Source organism: Rickettsia akari str. Hartford (assembly GCF_000018205.1).
GTDB classification, from domain to species: Bacteria; Pseudomonadota; Alphaproteobacteria; order Rickettsiales; family Rickettsiaceae; genus Rickettsia; species Rickettsia akari.
The window spans coordinates 452,260-474,080 of sequence record NC_009881.1 but is presented as its reverse complement, the minus strand read 5'-3'; the positions used below and the strand labels follow the sequence as shown (position 1 = coordinate 474,080).

Below are 21,821 nucleotides of genomic sequence, written 5' to 3'. Positions count from 1 at the left end.
TTTGAATATATTATTATATATAATTGTCAAAATTTAAAGGCAAATTAATGAATTCTTTAGAAAATTTAATTTTAGTCGGTGTAATAAAATCATGTCATGGAATTAAAGGTCATGTAATTTTAAAATCTTTTACCGAACCTGCTACAAAAATACTTGCAAAAAATTTAGTAAATGAGTCAAGAGAAGATATACATATTCAGCTAATTAGCCAAAATGCCAAAGGAGAATTAATTTGTAGATTTAATGATATAACTACTAGAAATGAAGCAGAAAACTTAAAAGGCTATAAAATATTTTGCTTAAGAGCAAGCTTACCGGAACCGGCAGAAGATGAATTTTATATAGCGGATTTAAATCATTTACCGGTATTAGACCCAAATCATAAAGAAATAGGCAAAATTAAAAATATTCTTAACTTTGGTGCCGGCGATATAATTGAAATAGAATTTTTAGACCAAACAACTGAGTTATTACCTTTCAATAAAGAGTTTTTTCCTGTTATAACTAAAGATTATGTGACTTTAAATTATCAAAGAGGAGTTTGAATACTTAAATTTTTCAGTCTCTTATTTTTGACGCTGTTTTTGTAATTCTTTAATACTCTTTTTTGTAAAACCGGTAAATTCAATAATTTCGTCTAAAGGATTGTTCTTTCTGAACATTCTTTTTGCCATCTCTGCTAATTTCATTTCACAGATCTTTACTCCTTTTTGCCTTCCTTTTTCTATGCCTTTTAGCTCCAAACTATGTGCTATACTTACCATAATCTCCTCTTCTACTGCAGGGTTTAAATGTGATTTATTTCTATTCCTATTATATCATTTTGACTAATTTGGGTCCAAGTATAGCATAAAATTAATTCTATATAATCAATCCCGATATTAACTAATTCTATGTCATTCACGTAAAAAGCTGGGCATTGTTGCATGGATCGGAACACCTACTTGATGTCACCCCGTGGCTTGACTACTGGATCTCAACAACAACTAAAAATACTAACAATTGTAGCATTCTAAACTGGATCCCGCGATCAAGTCGCGGGATGACATCGGGTAATACTTAATTAAGTAAATTATATGAATTTGACAATTAAGTCTTAGATACTATAATCAATATATGTACATAAGCAGAAGGTTAAACTCTATGCCTAAAAATTTAAAATACTCACTTATTATATTTACAAGTATAATATTGTTATTGGTTGTTATGCCTTTCTTTATTCCTTTAGATAATTATAAAGGAGTAATAATAGATAAAGTTAAAGAGGTTACAAATAGAGATTTAACTATTAACGGCAATATAAAATTATCTTTACTACCGAATCCCGCAATATCTCTCTCAGAAATTAAATTATCATCAATAAACGGTACAAAAGACCCTCATCTAGTTTCCGTTGAAAGTGCTAAAGCATCATTGCGGCTTTTTCCTCTTTTTAGAGGAGCAATTGAAGTAGCTTCTATAGAGTTGCAAAAACCGATTATAAATCTAGAAGTCTTGAATAACGGACAAAAAAATTGGCTGTTTGATACATCTAATAATAAGCCTAAAAAAAATCATTTTAGTTATGCAGAATCTACTAATACTAAAAGTGAATTAGAACTTCCAATTTTGATTAGTCATTTTAAAATTATAGACGGTAAAGTAATATATATAGAAAAAAATAGTGAGAAAATATTGAACGATATTAATTTAGAGACTAAAATTAAAAGCCTTAAAGGTCCTATAGATTTTACTTTAGCTTTAAGTGCTTTGCAGCAGCAGATTAATATAGATGGAAATATTGAAGAACTCAGACCAATAATTCCGTTAAGTGCTAATATTAATCTTGCCAGTGAAAAAATTAAAATCGAAGGAAATTTTGATAGTGAAAATAATTCTTTTATAGGTAAAGCAAATATTAAAGGTAATACTAAAACTTTAGCTATGCCTGCTTATTTACAAAATGACTACGAGCTAACTACGGCAATTACTGCCGATAATAAAAATGTAACTATTAAAGATGCTAGACTTAATTATACAAATATAGAATTACTAGCAAATGCAAATTATGATATAGAGCGTAATAACCTAAAATCAAATATCATTGTAAATCCAGGTAACATTATAACCGAACTTAGCTCTAATTTAGATAAGACAAATATTATACTACAAGCTGATAGTTTAAAACCTATACTTGATGCTTTAAAGCTAAAGATCGATAAATTACCTCCTATTATTAACCAAAAACTTATGCTGACTTCTAATGTAATTAGTAATTCTCAAACAATAAAATTACAAAATATTAGTTTATCGGTTGCAAATAGTAATTTAACCGGAGATATTGAGCTTAAAAACTTGGCTCAAGATATAACTATTTCTCATAATCTAAAAATTAATAATTTTGAGTCGTTTATGTCTCTTATGGGAGTAAGTAATTTAAGCAAGATTGGAGTATTGCAGTTAAACGGGGAAGTACAAAAAGTTAAAGATACTTTCCATATTAATAATAAAATATCTGCTTTTAATACTAATATATCTATTAAAGGTGCTATCAATTTAGCAGCCCAGAAACCGAATTTCAATCTTAACTTATACAGTCCGTTAGTTAATTTGGATAAAATTCTTGCAAGCCACAGCCCTACTCCTGTTTTAAATCAAACTAGTAATCATGCTAATCAAAATATAGCTACAGCTAAAAATAATTCTCCTTGGTCAAACAATCCTATTAACTTGGGGTTTTTAAATGAAATTGAAGGACAATTATCCGCAAATATTGATAAATTAACTAACGACTCATTAATCATAAATAATTTAAAAGCAAAATTAAATATCATCGGCGGTCAGTTAAATATTACTTCAGTTAATGCAAGCATTTACGGTGGTGAACTAAGTAGCACTGGTTATGTGAGTTCAGGAAAAGAGCAAGACGCTGCAATCAAAATCGATTTTAAAAATGCCTGCCTCAAAAGTTTAACTCCACAATCAGGTAAAATAAAAATAACTGATGGGCGACTAAGCTTTAAAGCCGATCTTACTGCTCGCGGTAATAGCATTTATACATATGTTAATAATCTAAATGGACAATTTAACGTAAATAGCGATAACGGGAAAATAAGCGGATTTGATTTAAACCGAATCGCAGATGCGGTGGGTAATGCTAAAAATACCGAAGGAGTATTACGACTTATTAACAGTTCGTTTAACGGAGGGTCCACATCTTTCAAAAATTTAATTGCCAGTGGAAATATAACGCAAGGCAAACTTAATTTAAATGAATGTAGTTTAGATGCTTCACCTGCGAAAGCAAAGGCAAACGGTCAAATTAACTTACCGCAATATATGATGGATATTAGTGCAAGCGTTACTATTGCGGACTTACCACCTATAGCTGTTAAATTATACGGATTTATAAATAATCCGCAGCATAAGCTAGATATTCAGGCTCTTCAAACTTATTTAGTGAACAACGTATTTAATAGCGTTATTAAAGATCTAAAAAGCGGTGAGAAAAAACCTGAAAATATTATTAAAGATGCTTTAGGTCTTAGCAAGAAAAAAGATACAAATGCAGAGGAACAAAGTAGCTCTCAGCATGAAAACAAACAAGCAGATCCTGTAAATAAACTACTACACAAAGGATTGAAAAAACTGTTTTGATATGACAATCACGGGTGTTGTTTGACTTATTATCCCTCTATGTGATCCCGTGTGTGTAACTAAATATTTTTAGATAAGTCTCATTTATTTTGCTTTGTTGTGTGGCTCAATGTCATACCCACATAGGCTAGCATCTAGTAATCCTTAACGTCACCCCGTGGCTTGACAACGAGGTCCAAACTTTTATTTTTTCTAGATCCCGTGAATAAATCACGGGATGACAGAGAAAAAAAACTGGATTCCTGCCGTTGCTAAGAATGACATCTATATTTAATTAGGTATACCAACTACTCGCATTTAAGTCCATACCTCAATTGATAAACTTCTATTATTGCCTCAGTATCTAATAGCAAATTAGGTATGTTTTTAGGGAAATCTTGAATTGCTTCAGTAATTTTTGCTGCTTCTTCATCATAATTTGCCTTTTTCAACAAAATAATAAAATCTTCATATAATGATTTTTTATTGGGATTTAACCCTATAGCCCCTTTTGATAAAAGCGCGTGCTTCCTACAGATTTATTTCATATAACTTATTAAAAAACTCTTCGTGGTAGTATGCTTTACTTAGATCTAGTTCAATAGCTTTCTGATTTAATTGCATTATCTTAGTGTTTTTCCATTAAAATAGAACTTAAGCTATGAAAAACTTCAGGTTCCCTGTTGTTATATTTTTCAGTTTTATTATAAATTTCAATAAAATTTGAAAGTTCTTCATGATCAGTTTCAACGAATTTTCGTAAATTATCTTTGTCCTCTTGGTATTAATATCTGTTATGTAAATTGATACATTTTTTAAATAACTCCACAATTTCATCTTTACTCATAATCTATCCTCTATTAATCTACTATAATATAAACAAACTAACTAGCGAATATCTACCAATATTGTTTTTTCCATTCTATTTTCATCTTTTTATATTTCTTATTATCTTCTACCTCTTGCCATTTGTTGAAAAATATATCGGCACTTTTTACTGTTTTGGGTCCCACTCCTCTTTATAATTTCTTATAATCATGTTCTTTGTCATATTTTGCCCACCTTTATAATTAGCATAACGTCTACTTCTAGTAAAACCTATTTGCAAATATTTACTAGCCATATCAGCTCCAATAAAATCATTATCCTCTAAGGATTTTAAAAATATTTCATATATTTTTTCACTACTTTCTTTAGCAATTTCAGGCGTTTTAAACTTTAAATAAGGCAAAATTTCATTTTTATATGGTTGACACATTAATACTCCTTGCTCACCTTTATCTACTCTATAGCTTTCTTGGTATTTACGATCATCAATATCATTGTTCCATTTATAATTTTTATTATCAAAATTTAGATAGCTTGGTTTTGCCATAATTTATGATATATTTATAATTGCTAATTTATAACTGTAATTTCAATATAAGTAAATAAATCTGAAGCTTATACAGCGAAGTAAGTATTTTAAATAAATTTTCATTTAAAATCGTATGATTAAGAAAATAGTCCAAAATACGAAAACTTTGCACGTACGTCCTAATGTAAGATCAGCGGATTATATAACGCCTAACTTCATATATGGCTGTGCGGAGGTTGCAAAAATAGTTATTGTTATGTTATGCGTCATAACTATGATACATTATATATAAATGAAAATATAGATCAAATACTTGACATATTGGATAAACATATAGCAAATTTACCGACTAAAATTTCCAATCAAACAGATTCTAAATATTGGACATAATATGATATAGGTTGTTCTACCGATGTAAGTTTGCATTGGAAACACACTAATTTGCTAAAGATATTTAATTTCTTTAAAGAACACCCACGTGCTAAAGCAACTTTTGCTACTAAATATGTTAATCCTAAACTGCTTAATTTTAATCCTGACGGCAAAATAAGAATTAGATTTAGCTTGATGCCGGCGAGGATAAGTGCGATATTAGAGCCAAAGACGAGTCCAATTATCCAAAGAGTAAAAGCGTTAAATATTTTTATTGAAGCATGTTACGAAGTTCATCTAAACTTTGCTCCTATTATTGCTTATGAAGGATGGCTTATCGAATATGAAAAGCTATTTGAAGATTTAGATCCATACATAAACAACCAATATAAACCGTTTATAAAAGCGGAATACATATTTACGTATAACGATAAGCAGCATGAAAGAAATATTGCTGAAAATAGATTAGAGAATGAAGCTTTAATTTGATAACCAAATGTACAGGAAAATAGAGTAAGTGCATATTGAGGCAAGACTGTACATTATAAAGCCTGTATTAAGAGTAATTTTATCCAATGATGGAGTGTGTTGCATGACATGTTACTCACTTGGAATCAAATCCGATGTATCTTCTAACTCTTTCTACTTATCAAAATTACGAAACACAAGCATAAAATTTAAAAATTACAGTTATGTAGTAAACGCAGTTGAATTATAAATACAAAATCACTTGCATGAAAATAAACTTATGATATGTTGCTTCACGTTGAGTTTCAATTTTATCGTCCATAAAAGTAACCCAACACTATTATCTCTTAGCTAATATTGGATATAGTGCTAGTTGAAGACAAAAGTAAAAAGATAAAAAACAAATAAAATATCGAATAGGCAAACAATCGTTTAGCTTGTTTGTTATCAGGGGTGTCATAGAATAAAGAACCGGAATAATATAGAAATACTAACCCAAGCATACCGGCAATTATCAAATATATAAAATTATTCATTCCAATAAAAAACGGCATTAACGAAACAAGAAATAAAAGAATGCTGTAAATTAGAATCTGTTCCTTAGTATATAAAATCCCTTTTACTGTAGGCATCATCGGTACTTTACAGTTTTTATAATCATCGTTACAGAATAAAGCGAGAGCCCATGAATGCGGCGGTGTCCAAATAAAAATAATTAAAAATAATATAATTGACTCTAGAGATATAGTATTACTTACCGCTGCATAACCTATCACAGGAGGTAATGCTCCCGATACTCCGCCAATAACAATATTTTGTATAGAACGACGCTTTAACCAAATAGTATAAATACAGATATAGTAAAAAATAGTGAATAGCAGTAAAAAGGATGCAAGTAAATTAACACATAAAGCCATAAAAAATACTGCAAAAAATCCTGTTATCAAACCAAAAGATAAAGCCTCATCAGGTTCTATAGCACCTCTGACGAGAGGTCTTTTTTGAGTACGTTTCATTAAGCTATCGATATCTCTATCGTACCACATATTAATTGCCCCTGCACTCCCTGCCCCAAGAGATATGCAAGCAAGCACAATAACAGCAATAAAAGGATGCACAGAATAAGGAGCAAGCCACATACCTACAAAACCTGTAAACATTACAAGCGACATCACACGCGGTTTCATAAGTAAGATATAGTCTTTAACGGTACTTTGTGAATGATTGATTTTATCTAAATCGATTTGCGTTACTAAAGAACTCATATGAAATATTTTTTAATTAAATATAAAAAGTTTTAAGGTAAAAATCAATGATTGACTTTGATATAAGAAATGTATATCATTGTCTCGTAGTTCAAATATAAAGTTAAGGATACTCTCAGTGACAAAAATTGTTCGTTCTAAATATAAAGCTAGTAGAAGGCTTGGAGTAAGTCTATGGGGTGATGGCAAGGATGCTTTCAATACGCGAAATTATCGTCCCGGGCAGCATGGACAAAATGCCATGATTAAAACTTCAGATTATGGTTTACATTTAAAAGCTAAGCAAAGGTTAAAATGCCACTACGGTCGTGTCACTGAAAAACAATTTAGAAATCTTTTTGTACTCGCTCAAAAAATGAAAGGTAATACCGGTGAAAACTTTATTGGGTTACTTGAAAGTAGACTTGATACTGTAGTTTATAGAATGAATATAGCTCCAACTATTTTTGCTGCAAGACAGTTAGTTTCGCACGGACATATTAAATTAAACGGTAAGAAAGCCGATATAGCAAGCATACGACTAAAGGAAGGTGATGTTATAGCAATTAAAGAATCCGTCAAACAAATACCGCTTATCCAAGAATCCGTTTCAAAACAAGGTCAAACAACACCGGGGTATTTATCATTTGATGTGCATTCATTAACCGGTAAATATTTAAGAGTTCCTGCTCTTTCTGATGTCCCATATCCTTTTGAAGCAGAAGTTCATTTAGTAATCGAGTTATATTCTCGTTAATAGTTACAAAATGGTAGGTTTTATTTACCTGCCTTTTTACTTTCTTCCCTACACCTACATTTTTCCTTTATATTATAGTACAACTTATCACCTAATTCGGCAACGTTTATTAAAGATAGATTAGTTAGGAATTTAATGTCTGAGCTAAAGAAAAACGGTAAATCAGAATTTTTTTATTGTTTGTTCTGTACTACCACGTCGCCTGCGGCTCCTCGCAAGGTGTTATTGTGTGGACTGGTAAATGCTATTATATCATTCCAGCGCAAGCGGACATCCAGAAAAAAGTATAAGTACAGAAAATTTTAATAAAAATAATGCTGCTTCTAACTTTTCCAAGAAGTTAGCATATGGAATGCATTTAATAATTAGCAGTATAACTGGTTTTATTGTAAATGGGACAAAAGGAAGCAGGCTTTTTGTTTCGGCAACTCTTGCTGATGAACTCTTAATAACCGAAAGGGATTTTAGAAACATTATCTTACTTCTTCTACATTTAAAGGAAGTTTAGTCTATCCTATCGCTACAAATCTCATCACAACTGTTCCTAATTATTCAGTACCAATTTATTTAACTTCTACAGCTGCAATAATATTATGGGACTGATTGCTTAAATTATCAGGAAAATTTAAAAGAAATTCAAACAAACTTAACCACGAATATTAGGATAATTGATCCTAATATACTTTCTAATGATTTAAAAAATTAAATTAAAGATGTAACGCAAGGATTTTATCATATTTATAACAAACGTTTTAGATTTAATTGAAGCATGCATAAATAGTAGTTTTATTAACTATACCGGAAATGACGGCAATACATTAATTGCATTAACCTTACTAATACAGGACCATAATGCTGATATAGGACCTCTTATTTCTCAAGGAGCAAAAATCAGTATTTTATGGTGTGGAAAAAATATAATAAGCACACTACTCCAATCATATAAAACTTCTTTAACACGAAATACTCAAGATTTAATGGAACAAAAAGCTTTAGAACTATTACTAAACGAGGAATATAAAAGTAAAATTTTAGGATTAAAGGATACAGAAGCTATTACTAATAATTTATTTATTGATATTCATAATACTTTTACTATTGGAATTTTACCACTCAAAAAATTATACAGCTTATGGCATCGCAAGATATAATGAATTTAGTGCCATAAGCTATTATATTTAATGAGTTTGACAATATTATATCAACTGGATATTGCTTACAGGAAAGAAGCGGGGAAAATTAACGAAAATAAAGCTTCTATAGTAAGCAATATATCCTATAACACTTCAAATATCTTGTTAACTGATTCTGCTCAATTTGTACACAATCAATATGCCAAGCAACTTAAAGCTAACAAAGAAATATCAAAGAAAATGTTGTTTTTAGATAGAACAAAAAATACTAGAATTACTATATTAGATATCTCAGAGAAATGCATAAAATCACTTTACTATATTGATAAAGTAAAAAATGGATAGATTACACTTGCGCAAGCTCTACTACTTAATCCTTGGTATGAAACTTTAAAATTATTCTTAACAAGTTCCTCATTAAAAATAATCTTTAGTGGAGCAGCTACATCACAAGCAAGAATTACAAAATTAATAGAGGCAATTTCCTCTGAGGATCAAAGGAATAACATGGTCTACTATGATACAAATGATGAACTTGTCGTTTCTGATTATAATCTAATTATAGGCGAAAGAACTATTTTGAGTTTTGAAAAATTAGTATTAAAATTAGGAGTACATTATCTTCTTGCAGCTCCCTCGGGGAAAGGCAAAACCACTTTTGTAAAGAGTTTAGTAACTTGTATTGCTGACCCATGTCATAGTGTTGGTGAAATTTCCATACCTACCCATTATCAAAATCCAAAAATAATATTTATTGATCAGAATAGTTACATATCGGTTCAATCTACTTTATTTGAAGTAATAACCTCAGGTCTTGATTAATCATTAAAAGTAATAAACAATCATTAGAAGAAAAAATTAATACATTATTTATAAAATTAGATCTAGCTACATTAATTACGCACTTAAGTGATAAAAATTATGATGTAATAAATGCACCAAGTGGCGGTCAAAAGAGAAAAATTGGAATCATTAAAGCTATAATGTCAAACACTAAAATATTAATTTCAGACGAGGTGTGTGCCAATCTTGATAAAATATCTATAGAAAATGCACAACAAGCTTTAAAAGAATTTTTACCGGAAAATCTAATGTTTATAGTGCATCATGACGGTAAATCTCATGACTATAATAATTTTGATGATCAGTATATAAATCTTGAAGATTTGATGCTGAAATAAACTTATTAGGAGAATAACTATTACTCCTATATACTCTACTTTTCATTTATCATGAGTATGTTCAATTATGGGAGTTGTTGAAGATTTCTTTATAGACTTCAAGGTTTTTTCTTAGCATTAGATCAAGAGAGAAATTATTAATTACCGTATGTCTTGCTGCTTCTTGAATTTTCCTAGCAGTATCAGTACCTAAAATCGATAAACAATAATCGATTTTCTGTACTAACGCTTCGGCATTATTTGGTTCTACGTGAAAACCGGTTATATTATTATTTATCGTTTCTACTGCCCCGCCTATATTAGTTGCAATAACAAGCTTCTTCATTGCCTGCCCTTCTATAATAGTACGTCCGAAAGCTTCAGGCTCGATTGAAGCAGAAACGATAATATCGGAAATCCCGTATAGGTTTATTATATCAGAATCATTACCGAAAATTTGAATTTTATTTTGAAGTTTTAGAGTAGCTATAAGCTCTTTGACTCTATTAGTAAAATTGGGATGTCGAGATATATCACCGACCATTAAACAATAAAAATCTCTATGTTTTAACTTACTTAATGCTTCTACTAGAACAAGATGTCCTTTCCAGCTTGTCATTCTAGAAGGCATTAATATTATAGGCACGTTGCTCGGTGCATCATATTTATCACGACATTTTTTAAGTTTTTCAGGCGTTAAATTTGCAGGATCAAAATAATCACAATTTACTCCACGTTCAATTACTACTATTTTATCTGCATCAATGTTATAGTGTGCAAGCAAATGCTGTTTTACGAAATTAGATACTGCAATAACTCTCTTACCTTTTAGCATTATGCTATTATAATATTTTTTAAAACTATTCGGAATATTGTAAACCCCATGAAAAGTAGTCAGAAATTTAGCGTTAGTCCATTTTGTTGCTAGATATGAACTCCATGCCGGTGCCCTTGATCTTGTATGAACTATATCAACATTATATTTCTTGATTATTTCTGCTATCAATTTGACATTATTCAGAATTACGAAAGGATTTTTACTGTTACTATTCATCTCAATATGTAATATATCTTCCTTATCTAACTCTTTAACTAGAGTGCCGCCTGCTGAAATGATAATAGGAGTATGACCAAGCATTTTAAGATATTTTGCAACTTCTATAGTACCTCTTTCAACACCTCCAGAGACTAGAGCAGGAACTACTTGCAAAACAGTATATTTATTGTATCGTTTACTTGACTTTGATGAAGGCATTAAATCTCAATCTATTAAAATAATTATTTAAAATGCACAAGCTTTATAATAAAACACAAGACAAATTTATTGTCTATGATAATTATAAAATAATTAATACAAATATTCCATCTGTAATTTTTTTACACGGCTTGATGTCTAGTATGCAATCAACTAAGGCTATCTATTTAATAGATTATTGTAAAAAAAACAATTATAATTTTATTGTTTTTGATAATTTCGGTCATGGGAATGCATCGGAACAATTTGAGGATCAAACAATTAGTGATTGGTTAGAAGGAGTATCACTAATTTTAGACAAATTAATTGATAAGGAGGCGATATTAGTAGGTTCGAGCATGGGAGGATGGCTAGCACTTCTTACAGCTTTAAAATTTCCCGATAAAATAAAAGGGCTTGTGTGTGTAGCCCCTGCTCCGGATTTTACCGAAAATATTTGGCAAAATATATCGTTAGACGATCAAAATAAGATACAAAAAGAGGGAATATTAGAAGTAAACAGTAAAAATTGTGAGCATAAATATCCGATGAGCTATAAATTGATAGAAGATGCAAAAAAACATTTATTATTGACAAAGAAACAGATTGATATCAATATACCGGTACATCTAATTCATGGCATGTTAGATGAAGACGTGCCTTATAATGTTTCAGTAAAATTATTAGAAAAAATAACTAGTAAACAAATAGTAATGAAGCTAATTAAAGACGGTCACCATAATTTGTCTAGAGAAAAAGATTTAAAGATAATGACAAATTCCTTAGAAGAAATTATAAGTGACGTTACAAAATAAATATAGATACCCGTAGTTATTTAGAACTGTGTTGTATGAATTAGACAACTTGCTTTGTGTCATTCCCGCGTAGACGGGAATCAAGACCAATAACATTAATGTTGATATAGTTAAGTTGCATATTTGATAAAATAAACATATACGAAACAAGTGTTTCAGATGTTTTACTGGATTCACGCCTACGCGGGAATGACATAAAATTATTCGCATTGGTAATATCTAAGGGTAATAACGTGATCTAGATTTTAAACAATCAATAAAAGATAGATATGTATAGCAAAATAAATAAAGTTCATGATTTTAAAGAAGTTATACAAGCAATAGAGCAAGCAGATAATACTAGCTTGGTGCTTTTTGACGTAGATGGAGTAATTGTAATGGATAGCGATGAATCTAGGTTAACACATGATTATAGAAAAGCATTAATGGAAGATATTGAAAAAAGACTTACTAAAAAAGAATGCGAATTATTACTTAGCGTTATTCTTAAAGAAAAAAAAGCGAGATTCGTTAATTCAGACATTTTGGAAATATTTGCTCTACTTAAAGCAAAAAATATTCCGGCAATGGGGCTTACTAAACTTCCTACCGGTAAATTCGGTGTAATTGAAGATATGATTGAATGGAGAGTTCGTGAACTCACTGAATTAAAGGTAAATTTTCAAGAATTTTCACCGTCAGAAGATGAGATAATAATAGAAGATTTTAATGCCGGTTACGGTAAACCTACATTAAAAGACGGCATAATTTACACTGCAGAATATGATAAAGGAAGCGTACTTGAATATGTATTACGCAAAACAAATTATTATCCGCAATCAATAATATTTATCGATGATATAGAAGAAAACTTATTATCATTACAAGAAACTTGTAAAAAACTAAAAATTAACTATCAAGGATTTGAGTTTACTGGTTCTGCTATCATTCCTGAACCTGATCTTGATGCACAATTAGAAAAGATGAGATTTGAAATTCTAGAAAAAGAATATAAATGGTTAACGGATGAGGAACTTAAAAAGCATACTTTGTCATAACTTGGAGGTATTTTATTGCAGACAAACTAACTAGATGACACCTATTCACTTTAGGGTCTGATATTATGCCTACAAGGCTTATTGTTCTTTTTACCTTACTTATCTCACTTTCTACTATGGCAAATAAAATGGAAAAAGAAAAAATTATAGGAGTAAAAGCGACTAAAGTACAAATTGCCGCACTTTACGACATATTTAATATTGTAGGACAATGCCAAAATAATAATAGCAGTGATTATTACGCTAATGCTACCGGATTAGTTGAAAAAGTCTCGGCACATCAAGGAGCAATAGTAAAAAATGGGATATATTGCTGGTGATAGATAAAAACATAGCAGAAACCACTAAGTCTAGAGCCGCATCTTTATTAAATAAAACAAGAAGATTATAATATAAAAGTGTTATTTGCTAAAAAATTTGTAAGCAATGAGGCATATAAAAGGTCAAAAAGCGAACTTGAAGATGCAAAATTTAATTATGCCAAAGCTCTCAAAACATATAACGACATGATAATTACTGCACCCTACTCCGGTAAAATAGGCATAATTAAGTCTATGGTAGGCGATAAAGTAAAAATAGGCGACTATCTTTTTAGCATTACCGGAACAGCAAACTCACAAAGCATTTTTATTGAATTGCCGGAGTCTTTAAGCGGAAAAGTTGGAATCAATACTGAAGTTTTAATTGCAGGAAAAATTAAAAGCACAATCGGAGCAGTATCACATTACTTATAGGATCAAGGTACTTGAACAGCTAAAATTATTTTACCTATGGGGACAAAAATCCTGTATAATAGCTTTGTAGATGTTATGCTTATAATTAACCCTCATAAAAATCTAACCGTTCCTGAAAAGTTGTATTCAACGAAATAATCAAGGTAATTTTATTTATAAAATAGACGGTGATACGGTAAAACAATTATACGTAAAATCGGTACACGTACAGAAGGTCTAATTGAAATTACCTCTAACGATATTAAAGAAGGTTACTTAGTCGTTAACGAAGGTATGACTAAAATCGGTGACTGCTCAAAAGTTAAGATACTTGAGGAGTAGTTATTTATATATGCTTTCTAAGCCATCTACGTATTCTAGAGATTGTTGCACGTATTCCTTCTTGCCTTATAGAAGTAATAGTTAACAAAATCAAAATTTTTGTTACAAAGCAATAGGTTCGTATTTTTTGCATTACATAATTATTGTTAGAAGAAGAAATATTACTTTTTTTATAGTATTTATTTTTATTTTCTAATAATCTTAATTGTGTAACAGCTGCTAATAATAAATTAATAGTAAACGGACTAAATTTACTTAAATACCGATCATTAAGAACATAAGAAGTAATATTTATTAAACCTACTGAATATTTATTTGGGTCCATAAACGTATTAGTACCACCGCTAATTCGTACTTTAGACAATTCTTTGTCTATACCGCCTATTGAGTTTTTACTAGCAATAGATATCCATAAACAACAATCTTCACCACTTCTTATATTTTCAGGAAATAAATTTTCTTGGAATAATGTCCAAGTTCCCATAACTGTCGGCATTGCTATTGGACAAGTTTGTATAACTTGAGGAAAAACATTTCCACTAAAACACCCAGAATGAACAGATTCTATATATTTTGCTTTTTCATCTATTTTTTGATATGAAGTATGAGAAAATATACAGTTATTTTCTTCCATAAACTGTAATTGGATTTCTATTTTATCCTTATAAAATAAATCATCCGAATCAAGGAAAGCAATATATTTTCCTATAGCATTTTTAATACCTAAATTACGTGCAGCAGCAGGTCCTTCATTTTTTTTATGAAAGTATCTTATTCTTTTATCTTTTTTGCATCTTGCAATTAATTCTGATATATCATCAGTCGATCCATCATCTATTATAAGTATCTCAAAATTTTTGTGTGTTTGAATAAGTACACTTTCTATAGCTTCAATTGCCCAATTTATTCTGTTATATACCGGTATAATCACACTAACTTTAGTATCATGTAATACTTGCTTAGCCATAGTATTTGCTAAGTCACAAGCTTTTTTATATGGAGTATTATTTGATAAAAAAGTAGCTGTACGAGTCAAAAATAAATAAGGAGAACCTTCCATTTTGATCATTTCTTCTTCTGTTAACTCGTGAAGAAACGATGACCATAATACATTACATTCTTCGTTATGATTTGATATTTTTTTACTACCTTGCTCTGAATGAAAACGAGATTTAATTAGGATAGACTCATCAAAATGAATAGGGGCAACACGGAAAATTTTAAACCATAAATCATAATCTTGCGTTGTCGGTAAAGCTTCATTAAATATACCAATTTCATGAAAATATTTAGCAGGCATTAATAACGAACAACCATGTATTAATCCTCGTAATAAAGGTAATAAAGAAATATTAAGTTTATCTATAGGTAGCACACTATCCGGTTTAATATAACGTAAAGAACTTCCTTTTTCATCAATTAATTCATAACCGCCATAAATGATAGTATCTTTATTATCTAATTTATTTAATATGTTAACTTGATGCTCAATTTTATTAGGATAATATATATCATCATGGCTAAGCCATGAAAAATACTCCCCATTCATGTTTTTTATACCATAATTTAAAGCCGAACCACAACCACCGTTTTCTTTATAAAAATAGCGTATTTTATCACCGTATGATAATGCTACATTTTCTGTCTTCCCATTATCTTTAGAGCCATCATTAACAACTACAATTTCAATATTTTCATATGTTTGGGCTAAAGCACTATCTATCGCTTCACGCATATAATTAGCCCCATTATAGACAGGTATAATAATGGAAACTAAAGGACAATAAATATTTAAAGTTTTATCTTTTTTAGTTATCATAACTTTTAGAAATAATTTATGAAATGTTAGTTTTATTGTGGCATTGCTAACTAAAGAAAGAGAATAATAACAAGCTTGATATCATCCAGTGGTTTAGGAACTAGAGCCAGTTAAAAAATACTAAATTAGTATTTTAAGTTATTTTCCTAGATCTAGATCACAAACCACAGGATGATATCTCTCTTTAGTTATCAATACCTTTATTGTTTAAATTTTCTATAGAGCTTTAGAAAAATAGATTTTGCTTCTTCACTTTAAGCATTTTTATTTCTTCTAAGGCATTATTTGGCTCTGTTACAGTATTATTTAATCTCATAGTTTAAGTTTTTCTCTTCGCTATTTTTAAATGCATTTCTAGTTTGCAGCAATTGTTTTAATATATCTTGGAATTTTTAGAAAACCTAGCTTTTCTAAAAATTCTGGTGTCCAAGCTGAGATTGAATAGTGAAATAATTGCTTTATAGGCTTAAAATCTGAGTGACTGGATATACAGATTATAGAATTAGGAGGATTTTTTTCAGAATGTGTGTCGTTAGTTAAGCCATCTAATTCTTCATATACAAATTCTTTGTTCTGATATGATGTAAAGTATTTTTCAGTAATCCAATTAACTAAATTATATATATGCTATTCCGGTTCATTAAAATGTACATTGACTATTAATCGGTTTTTATATTTAAGATTAAGTGCTAGATTTAACCCATCTTCAATATGCTCAAGTGCATGTCGTGATACAATATCATCATATTCTTCTGACTTTTTAATCAAACTAATTAAATCAGATTTAATATATTTTATATTAGATGCTCCACAATTTTGTTCAGCATAAATTATAGATTCTTTACTGATATCTATTGCGATAATTTCTACTCCTAATACACCGCTAAGCATGAAAGCGCCATGTCATATTCCACAACATATATCTAGAATTTTTATTTTTTGATTTGGCATTAATGGGCTATTAAGTATATCGGCTTCTATAATTTTTTTAAAAAATTTATAACTACTTTTATGACGCATTACCTCTAAAACATCATGAATTTCCCCAGGCATTAATCTTTCTCCATCATTATAAATTTCTTCTAACATAAATTATTTAAACTATTATCACTTTAATAAATATTCGGCGATAAATGCAGCAGGGTTTTCTACAGGATCAAGCATCTTTTTAAATTGATTTCTACCACTACTATTTTCATGATAAGGTAAATAATGATTTTGCTTAATAAATTCTATATAGTTAATAATATCTTGCGGCTCATAAGCAAAATACATATATTTTTTTAATTCTTTAGATAGAGCATTGCTATTAAATTCATTATTCCAACCATTACTTAAGTAAATTATAGGCTTATCGGCAACTACTACTTCAGCAAGAGATGAAGTACCGTCACTTATTACAATATCCGACACCATTATATCATCCAGTAACGACCTGAATGCATGTGCAGAAACAGTAACATTCTTTAAAGAGTTAAATCTACTTAAGATATTATCCATATCACTTTGGCTTAAGTAATTTTTACCGACCGCATAGGTAAATAGCGTAACATGCGGTCTTATAATAAAATGAATATCAGGATGTTGTAATGCATAATTATAGAAAAAATAGTGATAATTTAAGAAAGTAGAACCTCCTTCATATAAATCTCTATTTTTAAACGATAATTCCCATCTAGGAAGCCATAAAATGGTTTCCGAGTTTGGTTTTTCGTTAATATTATAATGTCTTACTTCATAGTATGGTTGATAACCTGACACAATAACTCTATCCTTAGGAAATTTATAATTACTCATAAATATATCCTTTGTACTTTCTGAATCAACAAATACCGTCTCTATGAAACTTGATAACTTATCATCATCAATATTTTTTTGATGAAATATATGCGGACCATAGACTATATACATAATTTTTGTTTTAGTTCCTCTAAAACTCTTATACAAATTAGCAGCCGTAAAAGGTTCTGATATATAGCCTTGAAAATTTTCGTAAGGGTTTTGCGTAAAAATAAAATCCGGCTGATACTTTTTTAATTCAGAAATTTCACATTTTGTATTAACATTTGAATAAGAAGCATACTTACCGCATGGATATATCACATCTTGTATATCAAATTTACTAATAAACTCGGTATCTATTCCTCCTTGAATATTTGGATGAGGATGAGGTACTATTACAATTTTGACATCATGACCTATTTTTTTCATCTCATTATACATCGCGTATACGCCTTTGCCGCCGAATGTCTCTGTACTAACAAGAAAAACTATTTTTTTATAAGAATTTTCTTTGGAATAACAACAAGAAGATATAAGAGTTATTAGTAAAAAAACACTTAAAAATACAAGGTTAAGTTTTATTAATTTAAAGAATTTCATGTTGTTGATATGATAACAATGAATAATGTTACTTCTTAAACCACACCGTACGGTTAACATAATCCACATAACTTAAAACTATACGCAATATTTTCTTTGATACAAGTCCTGCTGCAGCATAATCCGACACAATACTCTTCTGCTTTGAAGAATTATCTCTGCAAAACTTTGGAGAACTCGCATGCCCACCTATTAAGTATAGGCTGTGCGTGCTCGTTCCTCGTTTTACATTACAATTCTCCAAATCATTTGAGTATATTTCTTCCGTATCTTTATTATTCTCGTGTTCTGCCGTAATTGATTTCACCGATTGTAGTACCCGTGCAGCATTAAAGCCCGACATAATAAGCGTTCCGGCGTCCATACCTTCAGGACGCTCATGTGCTTCTCGAATGTTTAAAGCAGGTAAATTAAGTATAGAGGCTTCTTCAGTAATAGTACCGCTATCGGATAAAATACAAAACGCATTCATCTGAAGTTTGACGTAATCCGTAAAACTAAAAGCCGGTAAAAACCTTATTTTATCACCAAGCTCTTTCCCACCACCTAAATCCTCAAGTCTTTTTTTAGTCCTTGGGTGTGTTGAGAAGATTACGGGGAAATTATACTCTTTAATAAGCGTTTGTAAACTACTTAATAATTCTTGCAGATTATTTTTAACGTCAACATTTTCCTCACGATGTGAGCTAATTAAGAAATACTGCTTTGCTTGTAATGATAATGTATCTAAAATATCCGACTTTAATATTTTAGGCATAAAACGGTCAAGAACTTCAGGCATATGCGAGCCTGATTTAAAAATAAGCTCAGGCGGTAAACCTTCAGAAATTAAATAACGTCTTGCATGCTCGGTTAACGTAATGTTCACATCACTAATATGATCAATGATTTTACGGTTTATTTCTTCAGGTACTCTTTGATCAAAACAACGATTTCCTGCTTCCATATGGAAAATAGGAATTTTACGACGTTTAGCAGCAATTGCCGATAAGCAGGAATTAGTATCACCGTAAAACAAAACGGCATCGGGCTTTTCTTTCTCAAGGACTGCGTCAACTTGTTCGATAATAAGCCCAATAGATTTTGCTGTATTATCTGCTGCTACTTCTAAGAAATAATCGGGTTTTCTAATACCCATATCATCAAAAAACACCTGATTTAATTCATATGCATAATTTTGACCGGTGTGAACTAGGATATGATTAGTATATTTATCAAACTCGGAAATCACGCAGCATAGTTTAATCAGTTCAGGACGAGTACCGACAATAGTCATTACCTTAAGCATTTTTTAGCTCCTCTTGTATGTAATCAAGAGTCAGCAACAACTTTTTTACTTCTTCTAAATTTAAACGTTTTGTATTATGCGAAGTGTAATCCTCTAAAAGTGCCACTTTCTTTTCGCCTTCAACAAAATATTTTGCATAATTAAGATCACGCCCATCCATAGGAATACGGTAATAACCACCTAAATCATCTGCCTTTGCCATATCTTCGGATGATACTAACGATTCATAATGCTTCTCTCCATGACGTGTACCGATAAAACGTATTTTGTTTTTACTACCGAATATCTCTTGTAACGCTTTTGCAAGTATCTCAATTGTACTTGCTGGAGATTTTTGTACAAAAATATCACCCTGACGACCATGCTCAAACGCATATAAAACCAAATCTACGGAATCTACAAGCGACATTAAAAAACGTGTCATTGAAGGCTCGGTAATAGTTAATTCCTTACCCTGTTTTATTTGATTAATAAAAAGAGGAATCACTGAACCGCGAGATGCCATAACATTACCGTATCTAGTAACGCAAAGCACAGTTTCACCTTGGCTACACATACGAGCTTTTGCTATTGATAACTTTTCCATTAATGCCTTAGATAATCCCATTGCATTAATTGGATATACAGCCTTATCGGTACTCAATACAATAACTTTTGCTACTTTATTATTAATAGCAGCACTTAACACATTTTCAGCACCTAAAACGTTAGTATTGATTGCTTCCATCGGATAAAATTCACAGGTCGGAACTTGCTTTAAAGCAGCAGCATGAAATACATAATCTACACCACGCATCGCCTCATCAATACTTTTATAATTACGCACATCTCCGATATAGAATTTAAGTTTCGGATTACTTAAAGCAATACGCATATCTTCTTGCTTTTTTTCGTCTCTACTGAAAATTCTAATTTCTTTAATATCGTTAATAATATCGGATTTAAGAAAACGAGAAAGCACCGCATTACCAAACGAACCAGTGCCTCCTGTAATCATTAAAGTTTTATCTACAAACATTATATATTTAGTACCTATTTTGTTATTATTTACCCCATCATTACAGTTTGATTTCTCAGTCATTGCTAGGAGGTGCGTAGCATTGAAGCGGCAATCCAGTTAAAAACTCTGTAAATCAGAATTTTTAACTGGATTACTTCGTCGAATTACTACGTAATTCTTCTCGCAATGACTATTTACCCAAACTCATACATACGCTTCACAAGCTCAGACCACTGCGGCGGGTTATAACCCGTAACTTCATTAAAACGTGTGCCATCCATTGAGCGATCTATTACAAGCTCATCTGACGGAATAATATCTATTGCTTTATTATATATTTCCGCTACTAATCTTAACAATTCTAACTTATTAATTGGTTTTGATGCAACATGATAAAGCCCATGCAGTTCTTTATTCGGTAATACAAAATCCATTATTATTCTTGCAAGTTCTACTGTTGGAAATCCTGAATAAATAGCTTTTTCAAAACCTTTGATTTGCCCTTCTGCACTTAAAAACCAATCGATTAAGCTTCTATTACCTGCTAGCTCATGACCTATAATGGAAGTACGCAGCGTAATAGCATGCGGATAATCTACTTCGCCAAGGAATTTAGAACGACCGTAAAGATCATCACAGTCAGGAAAATCACTTTCCTTATAATTACCTTTTTTTCCTGAAAATACACAATCAGTACTAATATGGATTAACCTTGAATTAGCTAATTTACATAAATTAGCTAGCCTATGCGGTAACAAACTATTTATTGGCAATGCTTTTAACGGGTCGTTTGCATCAGCTAGTTGTTTTACAATCCCTATACAATTTATTACTATATCGGGTTTTACTTTATAAAATACCTCAACTAACGAATCGTGGTTCTCAACATCTACATTTGTAATTAATTGATTGGATAAATCCTTAGAAAAGTAAAAACGAGCTGAATTATTTCGGGCTGTCGCATAAACATCAAATTTTTTTTCACGGCTTAAAAATCTGAATATGCTATTACCTAGCATACCGGTAACACCTAGAATTAATATTTTCATAGTATATTTTATTTATTTTTACCGAATCGGTTTTAT

22 protein-coding genes and 2 pseudogenes are annotated in these 21,821 nt (G+C 30.6%); 12 read left to right on the top strand and 12 right to left on the bottom strand.

Going from position 1 to position 21,821, the window contains the following annotated elements:
- Positions 1 to 47 precede the first annotated feature (47 nt).
- Positions 48 to 545 carry a ribosome maturation factor RimM gene (gene rimM, locus A1C_RS02345; RefSeq protein WP_012149453.1) on the top strand — a complete coding sequence of 166 codons (498 nt, stop codon included), beginning with the start codon at positions 48 to 50 and terminating at the stop codon, positions 543 to 545.
- Between the two features lie 21 nt (positions 546 to 566).
- Here rimM and A1C_RS02340 read toward each other — a convergent pair whose 3' ends face one another.
- Entirely contained in the window at positions 567 to 764 is a 198-nt protein-coding gene (locus A1C_RS02340) for a hypothetical protein (RefSeq protein WP_012149452.1), read from the bottom strand.
- Between the two features lie 23 nt (positions 765 to 787).
- Positions 788 to 928 carry a hypothetical protein gene (locus tag A1C_RS08485; RefSeq protein WP_232279068.1) on the bottom strand — a complete coding sequence of 47 codons (141 nt, stop codon included), beginning with the start codon at positions 926 to 928 and terminating at the stop codon, positions 788 to 790.
- 215 nt (positions 929 to 1,143) lie between these two features.
- On the opposite strand from A1C_RS08485, the gene A1C_RS02335 reads away from it, so the two are divergent.
- Positions 1,144 to 3,636, top strand: coding sequence for an AsmA family protein (locus A1C_RS02335; protein ID WP_012149451.1), 2,493 nt, complete (start codon positions 1,144 to 1,146; stop codon positions 3,634 to 3,636).
- Positions 3,637 to 3,923: 287 nt separating this feature from the next.
- On the opposite strand, the gene A1C_RS07655 is transcribed toward A1C_RS02335, so the two are convergent.
- Positions 3,924 to 4,070, bottom strand: a complete 147-nt coding sequence (locus A1C_RS07655; RefSeq protein WP_157211890.1) for a hypothetical protein — start codon at positions 4,068 to 4,070, stop codon at positions 3,924 to 3,926.
- Positions 4,071 to 4,609: 539 nt separating this feature from the next.
- Positions 4,610 to 4,990, bottom strand: a complete 381-nt coding sequence (locus A1C_RS02325; RefSeq protein ID WP_012149448.1) for a DUF4385 family protein — start codon at positions 4,988 to 4,990, stop codon at positions 4,610 to 4,612.
- A 423-nt stretch (positions 4,991 to 5,413) separates the two neighbouring features.
- Between A1C_RS02325 and A1C_RS02320 the strand changes: the two genes are divergently transcribed.
- On the top strand, positions 5,414 to 5,833 hold the full coding sequence (locus A1C_RS02320) for a spore photoproduct lyase family protein (protein WP_012149446.1): 420 nt from the start codon (positions 5,414 to 5,416) through the stop codon (positions 5,831 to 5,833).
- 326 nt (positions 5,834 to 6,159) lie between these two features.
- Here A1C_RS02320 and cyoE read toward each other — a convergent pair whose 3' ends face one another.
- The gene (cyoE, locus tag A1C_RS02315) at positions 6,160 to 7,077 is read right to left on the bottom strand and encodes a heme o synthase (RefSeq protein WP_012149445.1); all 918 of its coding nucleotides are present in this window, start codon (positions 7,075 to 7,077) and stop codon (positions 6,160 to 6,162) included.
- A 118-nt stretch (positions 7,078 to 7,195) separates the two neighbouring features.
- Here cyoE and rpsD point away from each other — a divergent pair, with 118 nt between their 5' ends.
- From rpsD to A1C_RS08465, 6 genes are all read left to right on the top strand, one after another.
- Positions 7,196 to 7,813, top strand: a complete 618-nt coding sequence (gene rpsD, locus A1C_RS02310) for a 30S ribosomal protein S4 (RefSeq protein WP_012149444.1) — start codon at positions 7,196 to 7,198, stop codon at positions 7,811 to 7,813.
- 241 nt (positions 7,814 to 8,054) lie between these two features.
- Positions 8,055 to 8,321 (top strand): hypothetical protein, encoded by a 267-nt coding sequence (locus A1C_RS08480; protein ID WP_012149443.1) that lies wholly within the window; start codon positions 8,055 to 8,057, stop codon positions 8,319 to 8,321.
- A gap of 469 nt (positions 8,322 to 8,790) precedes the next feature.
- Positions 8,791 to 8,964, top strand: a complete 174-nt coding sequence (locus A1C_RS08475) for a hypothetical protein (RefSeq protein WP_012149442.1) — start codon at positions 8,791 to 8,793, stop codon at positions 8,962 to 8,964.
- A 30-nt stretch (positions 8,965 to 8,994) separates the two neighbouring features.
- The gene (locus A1C_RS08470) at positions 8,995 to 9,291 is read left to right on the top strand and encodes a hypothetical protein (protein ID WP_012149441.1); all 297 of its coding nucleotides are present in this window, start codon (positions 8,995 to 8,997) and stop codon (positions 9,289 to 9,291) included.
- 162 nt (positions 9,292 to 9,453) lie between these two features.
- Positions 9,454 to 9,768 carry a P-loop NTPase family protein gene (locus A1C_RS02290; protein ID WP_012149440.1) on the top strand — a complete coding sequence of 105 codons (315 nt, stop codon included), beginning with the start codon at positions 9,454 to 9,456 and terminating at the stop codon, positions 9,766 to 9,768.
- 161 nt (positions 9,769 to 9,929) lie between these two features.
- Complete coding sequence (locus A1C_RS08465; RefSeq protein ID WP_012149439.1) at positions 9,930 to 10,127, top strand: P-loop NTPase family protein; 198 nt, start codon at positions 9,930 to 9,932, stop codon at positions 10,125 to 10,127.
- A 61-nt stretch (positions 10,128 to 10,188) separates the two neighbouring features.
- Here the strand turns inward: A1C_RS08465 and A1C_RS02280 are convergent, their stop codons facing one another.
- Positions 10,189 to 11,361, bottom strand: coding sequence for a glycosyltransferase family 4 protein (locus tag A1C_RS02280; RefSeq protein ID WP_012149438.1), 1,173 nt, complete (start codon positions 11,359 to 11,361; stop codon positions 10,189 to 10,191).
- A 32-nt stretch (positions 11,362 to 11,393) separates the two neighbouring features.
- Here A1C_RS02280 and A1C_RS02275 point away from each other — a divergent pair, with 32 nt between their 5' ends.
- From A1C_RS02275 to A1C_RS02265, 3 genes and pseudogenes are all read left to right on the top strand, one after another.
- Complete coding sequence (locus A1C_RS02275; RefSeq protein ID WP_012149437.1) at positions 11,394 to 12,155, top strand: alpha/beta hydrolase; 762 nt, start codon at positions 11,394 to 11,396, stop codon at positions 12,153 to 12,155.
- Between the two features lie 269 nt (positions 12,156 to 12,424).
- A complete protein-coding gene (locus A1C_RS02270) occupies positions 12,425 to 13,192 on the top strand; it encodes a DUF2608 domain-containing protein (RefSeq protein ID WP_012149436.1) in 768 nt (255 codons plus the stop codon).
- 65 nt (positions 13,193 to 13,257) lie between these two features.
- Positions 13,258 to 14,247 (top strand): annotated as a pseudogene (locus A1C_RS02265) (efflux RND transporter periplasmic adaptor subunit).
- A gap of 4 nt (positions 14,248 to 14,251) precedes the next feature.
- On the opposite strand, the gene A1C_RS02260 reads toward A1C_RS02265, so the two are convergent.
- The 6 genes and pseudogenes from A1C_RS02260 to A1C_RS02235 form a co-directional block, all read right to left on the bottom strand.
- On the bottom strand, positions 14,252 to 16,066 hold the full coding sequence (locus A1C_RS02260; RefSeq protein ID WP_012149435.1) for a glycosyltransferase family 2 protein: 1,815 nt from the start codon (positions 16,064 to 16,066) through the stop codon (positions 14,252 to 14,254).
- A gap of 627 nt (positions 16,067 to 16,693) precedes the next feature.
- Positions 16,694 to 17,155: pseudogene (locus A1C_RS07640) on the bottom strand (class I SAM-dependent methyltransferase).
- An 18-nt stretch (positions 17,156 to 17,173) separates the two neighbouring features.
- A complete protein-coding gene (locus tag A1C_RS02250) occupies positions 17,174 to 18,517 on the bottom strand; it encodes a hypothetical protein (protein ID WP_041816759.1) in 1,344 nt (447 codons plus the stop codon).
- Entirely contained in the window at positions 18,477 to 19,736 is a 1,260-nt protein-coding gene (wecB, locus tag A1C_RS02245) for a non-hydrolyzing UDP-N-acetylglucosamine 2-epimerase (RefSeq protein ID WP_012149431.1), read from the bottom strand. The genes A1C_RS02250 and wecB overlap by 41 nt, the downstream gene beginning before the upstream one ends.
- On the bottom strand, positions 19,729 to 20,754 hold the full coding sequence (gene capD, locus A1C_RS02240) for a UDP-glucose 4-epimerase (protein ID WP_012149430.1): 1,026 nt from the start codon (positions 20,752 to 20,754) through the stop codon (positions 19,729 to 19,731). Before capD ends, wecB begins: the two co-directional genes overlap by 8 nt.
- A gap of 176 nt (positions 20,755 to 20,930) precedes the next feature.
- The gene (locus A1C_RS02235) at positions 20,931 to 21,785 is read right to left on the bottom strand and encodes a dTDP-4-dehydrorhamnose reductase family protein (RefSeq protein ID WP_012149429.1); all 855 of its coding nucleotides are present in this window, start codon (positions 21,783 to 21,785) and stop codon (positions 20,931 to 20,933) included.
- Positions 21,786 to 21,821: the final 36 nt, after the last annotated feature.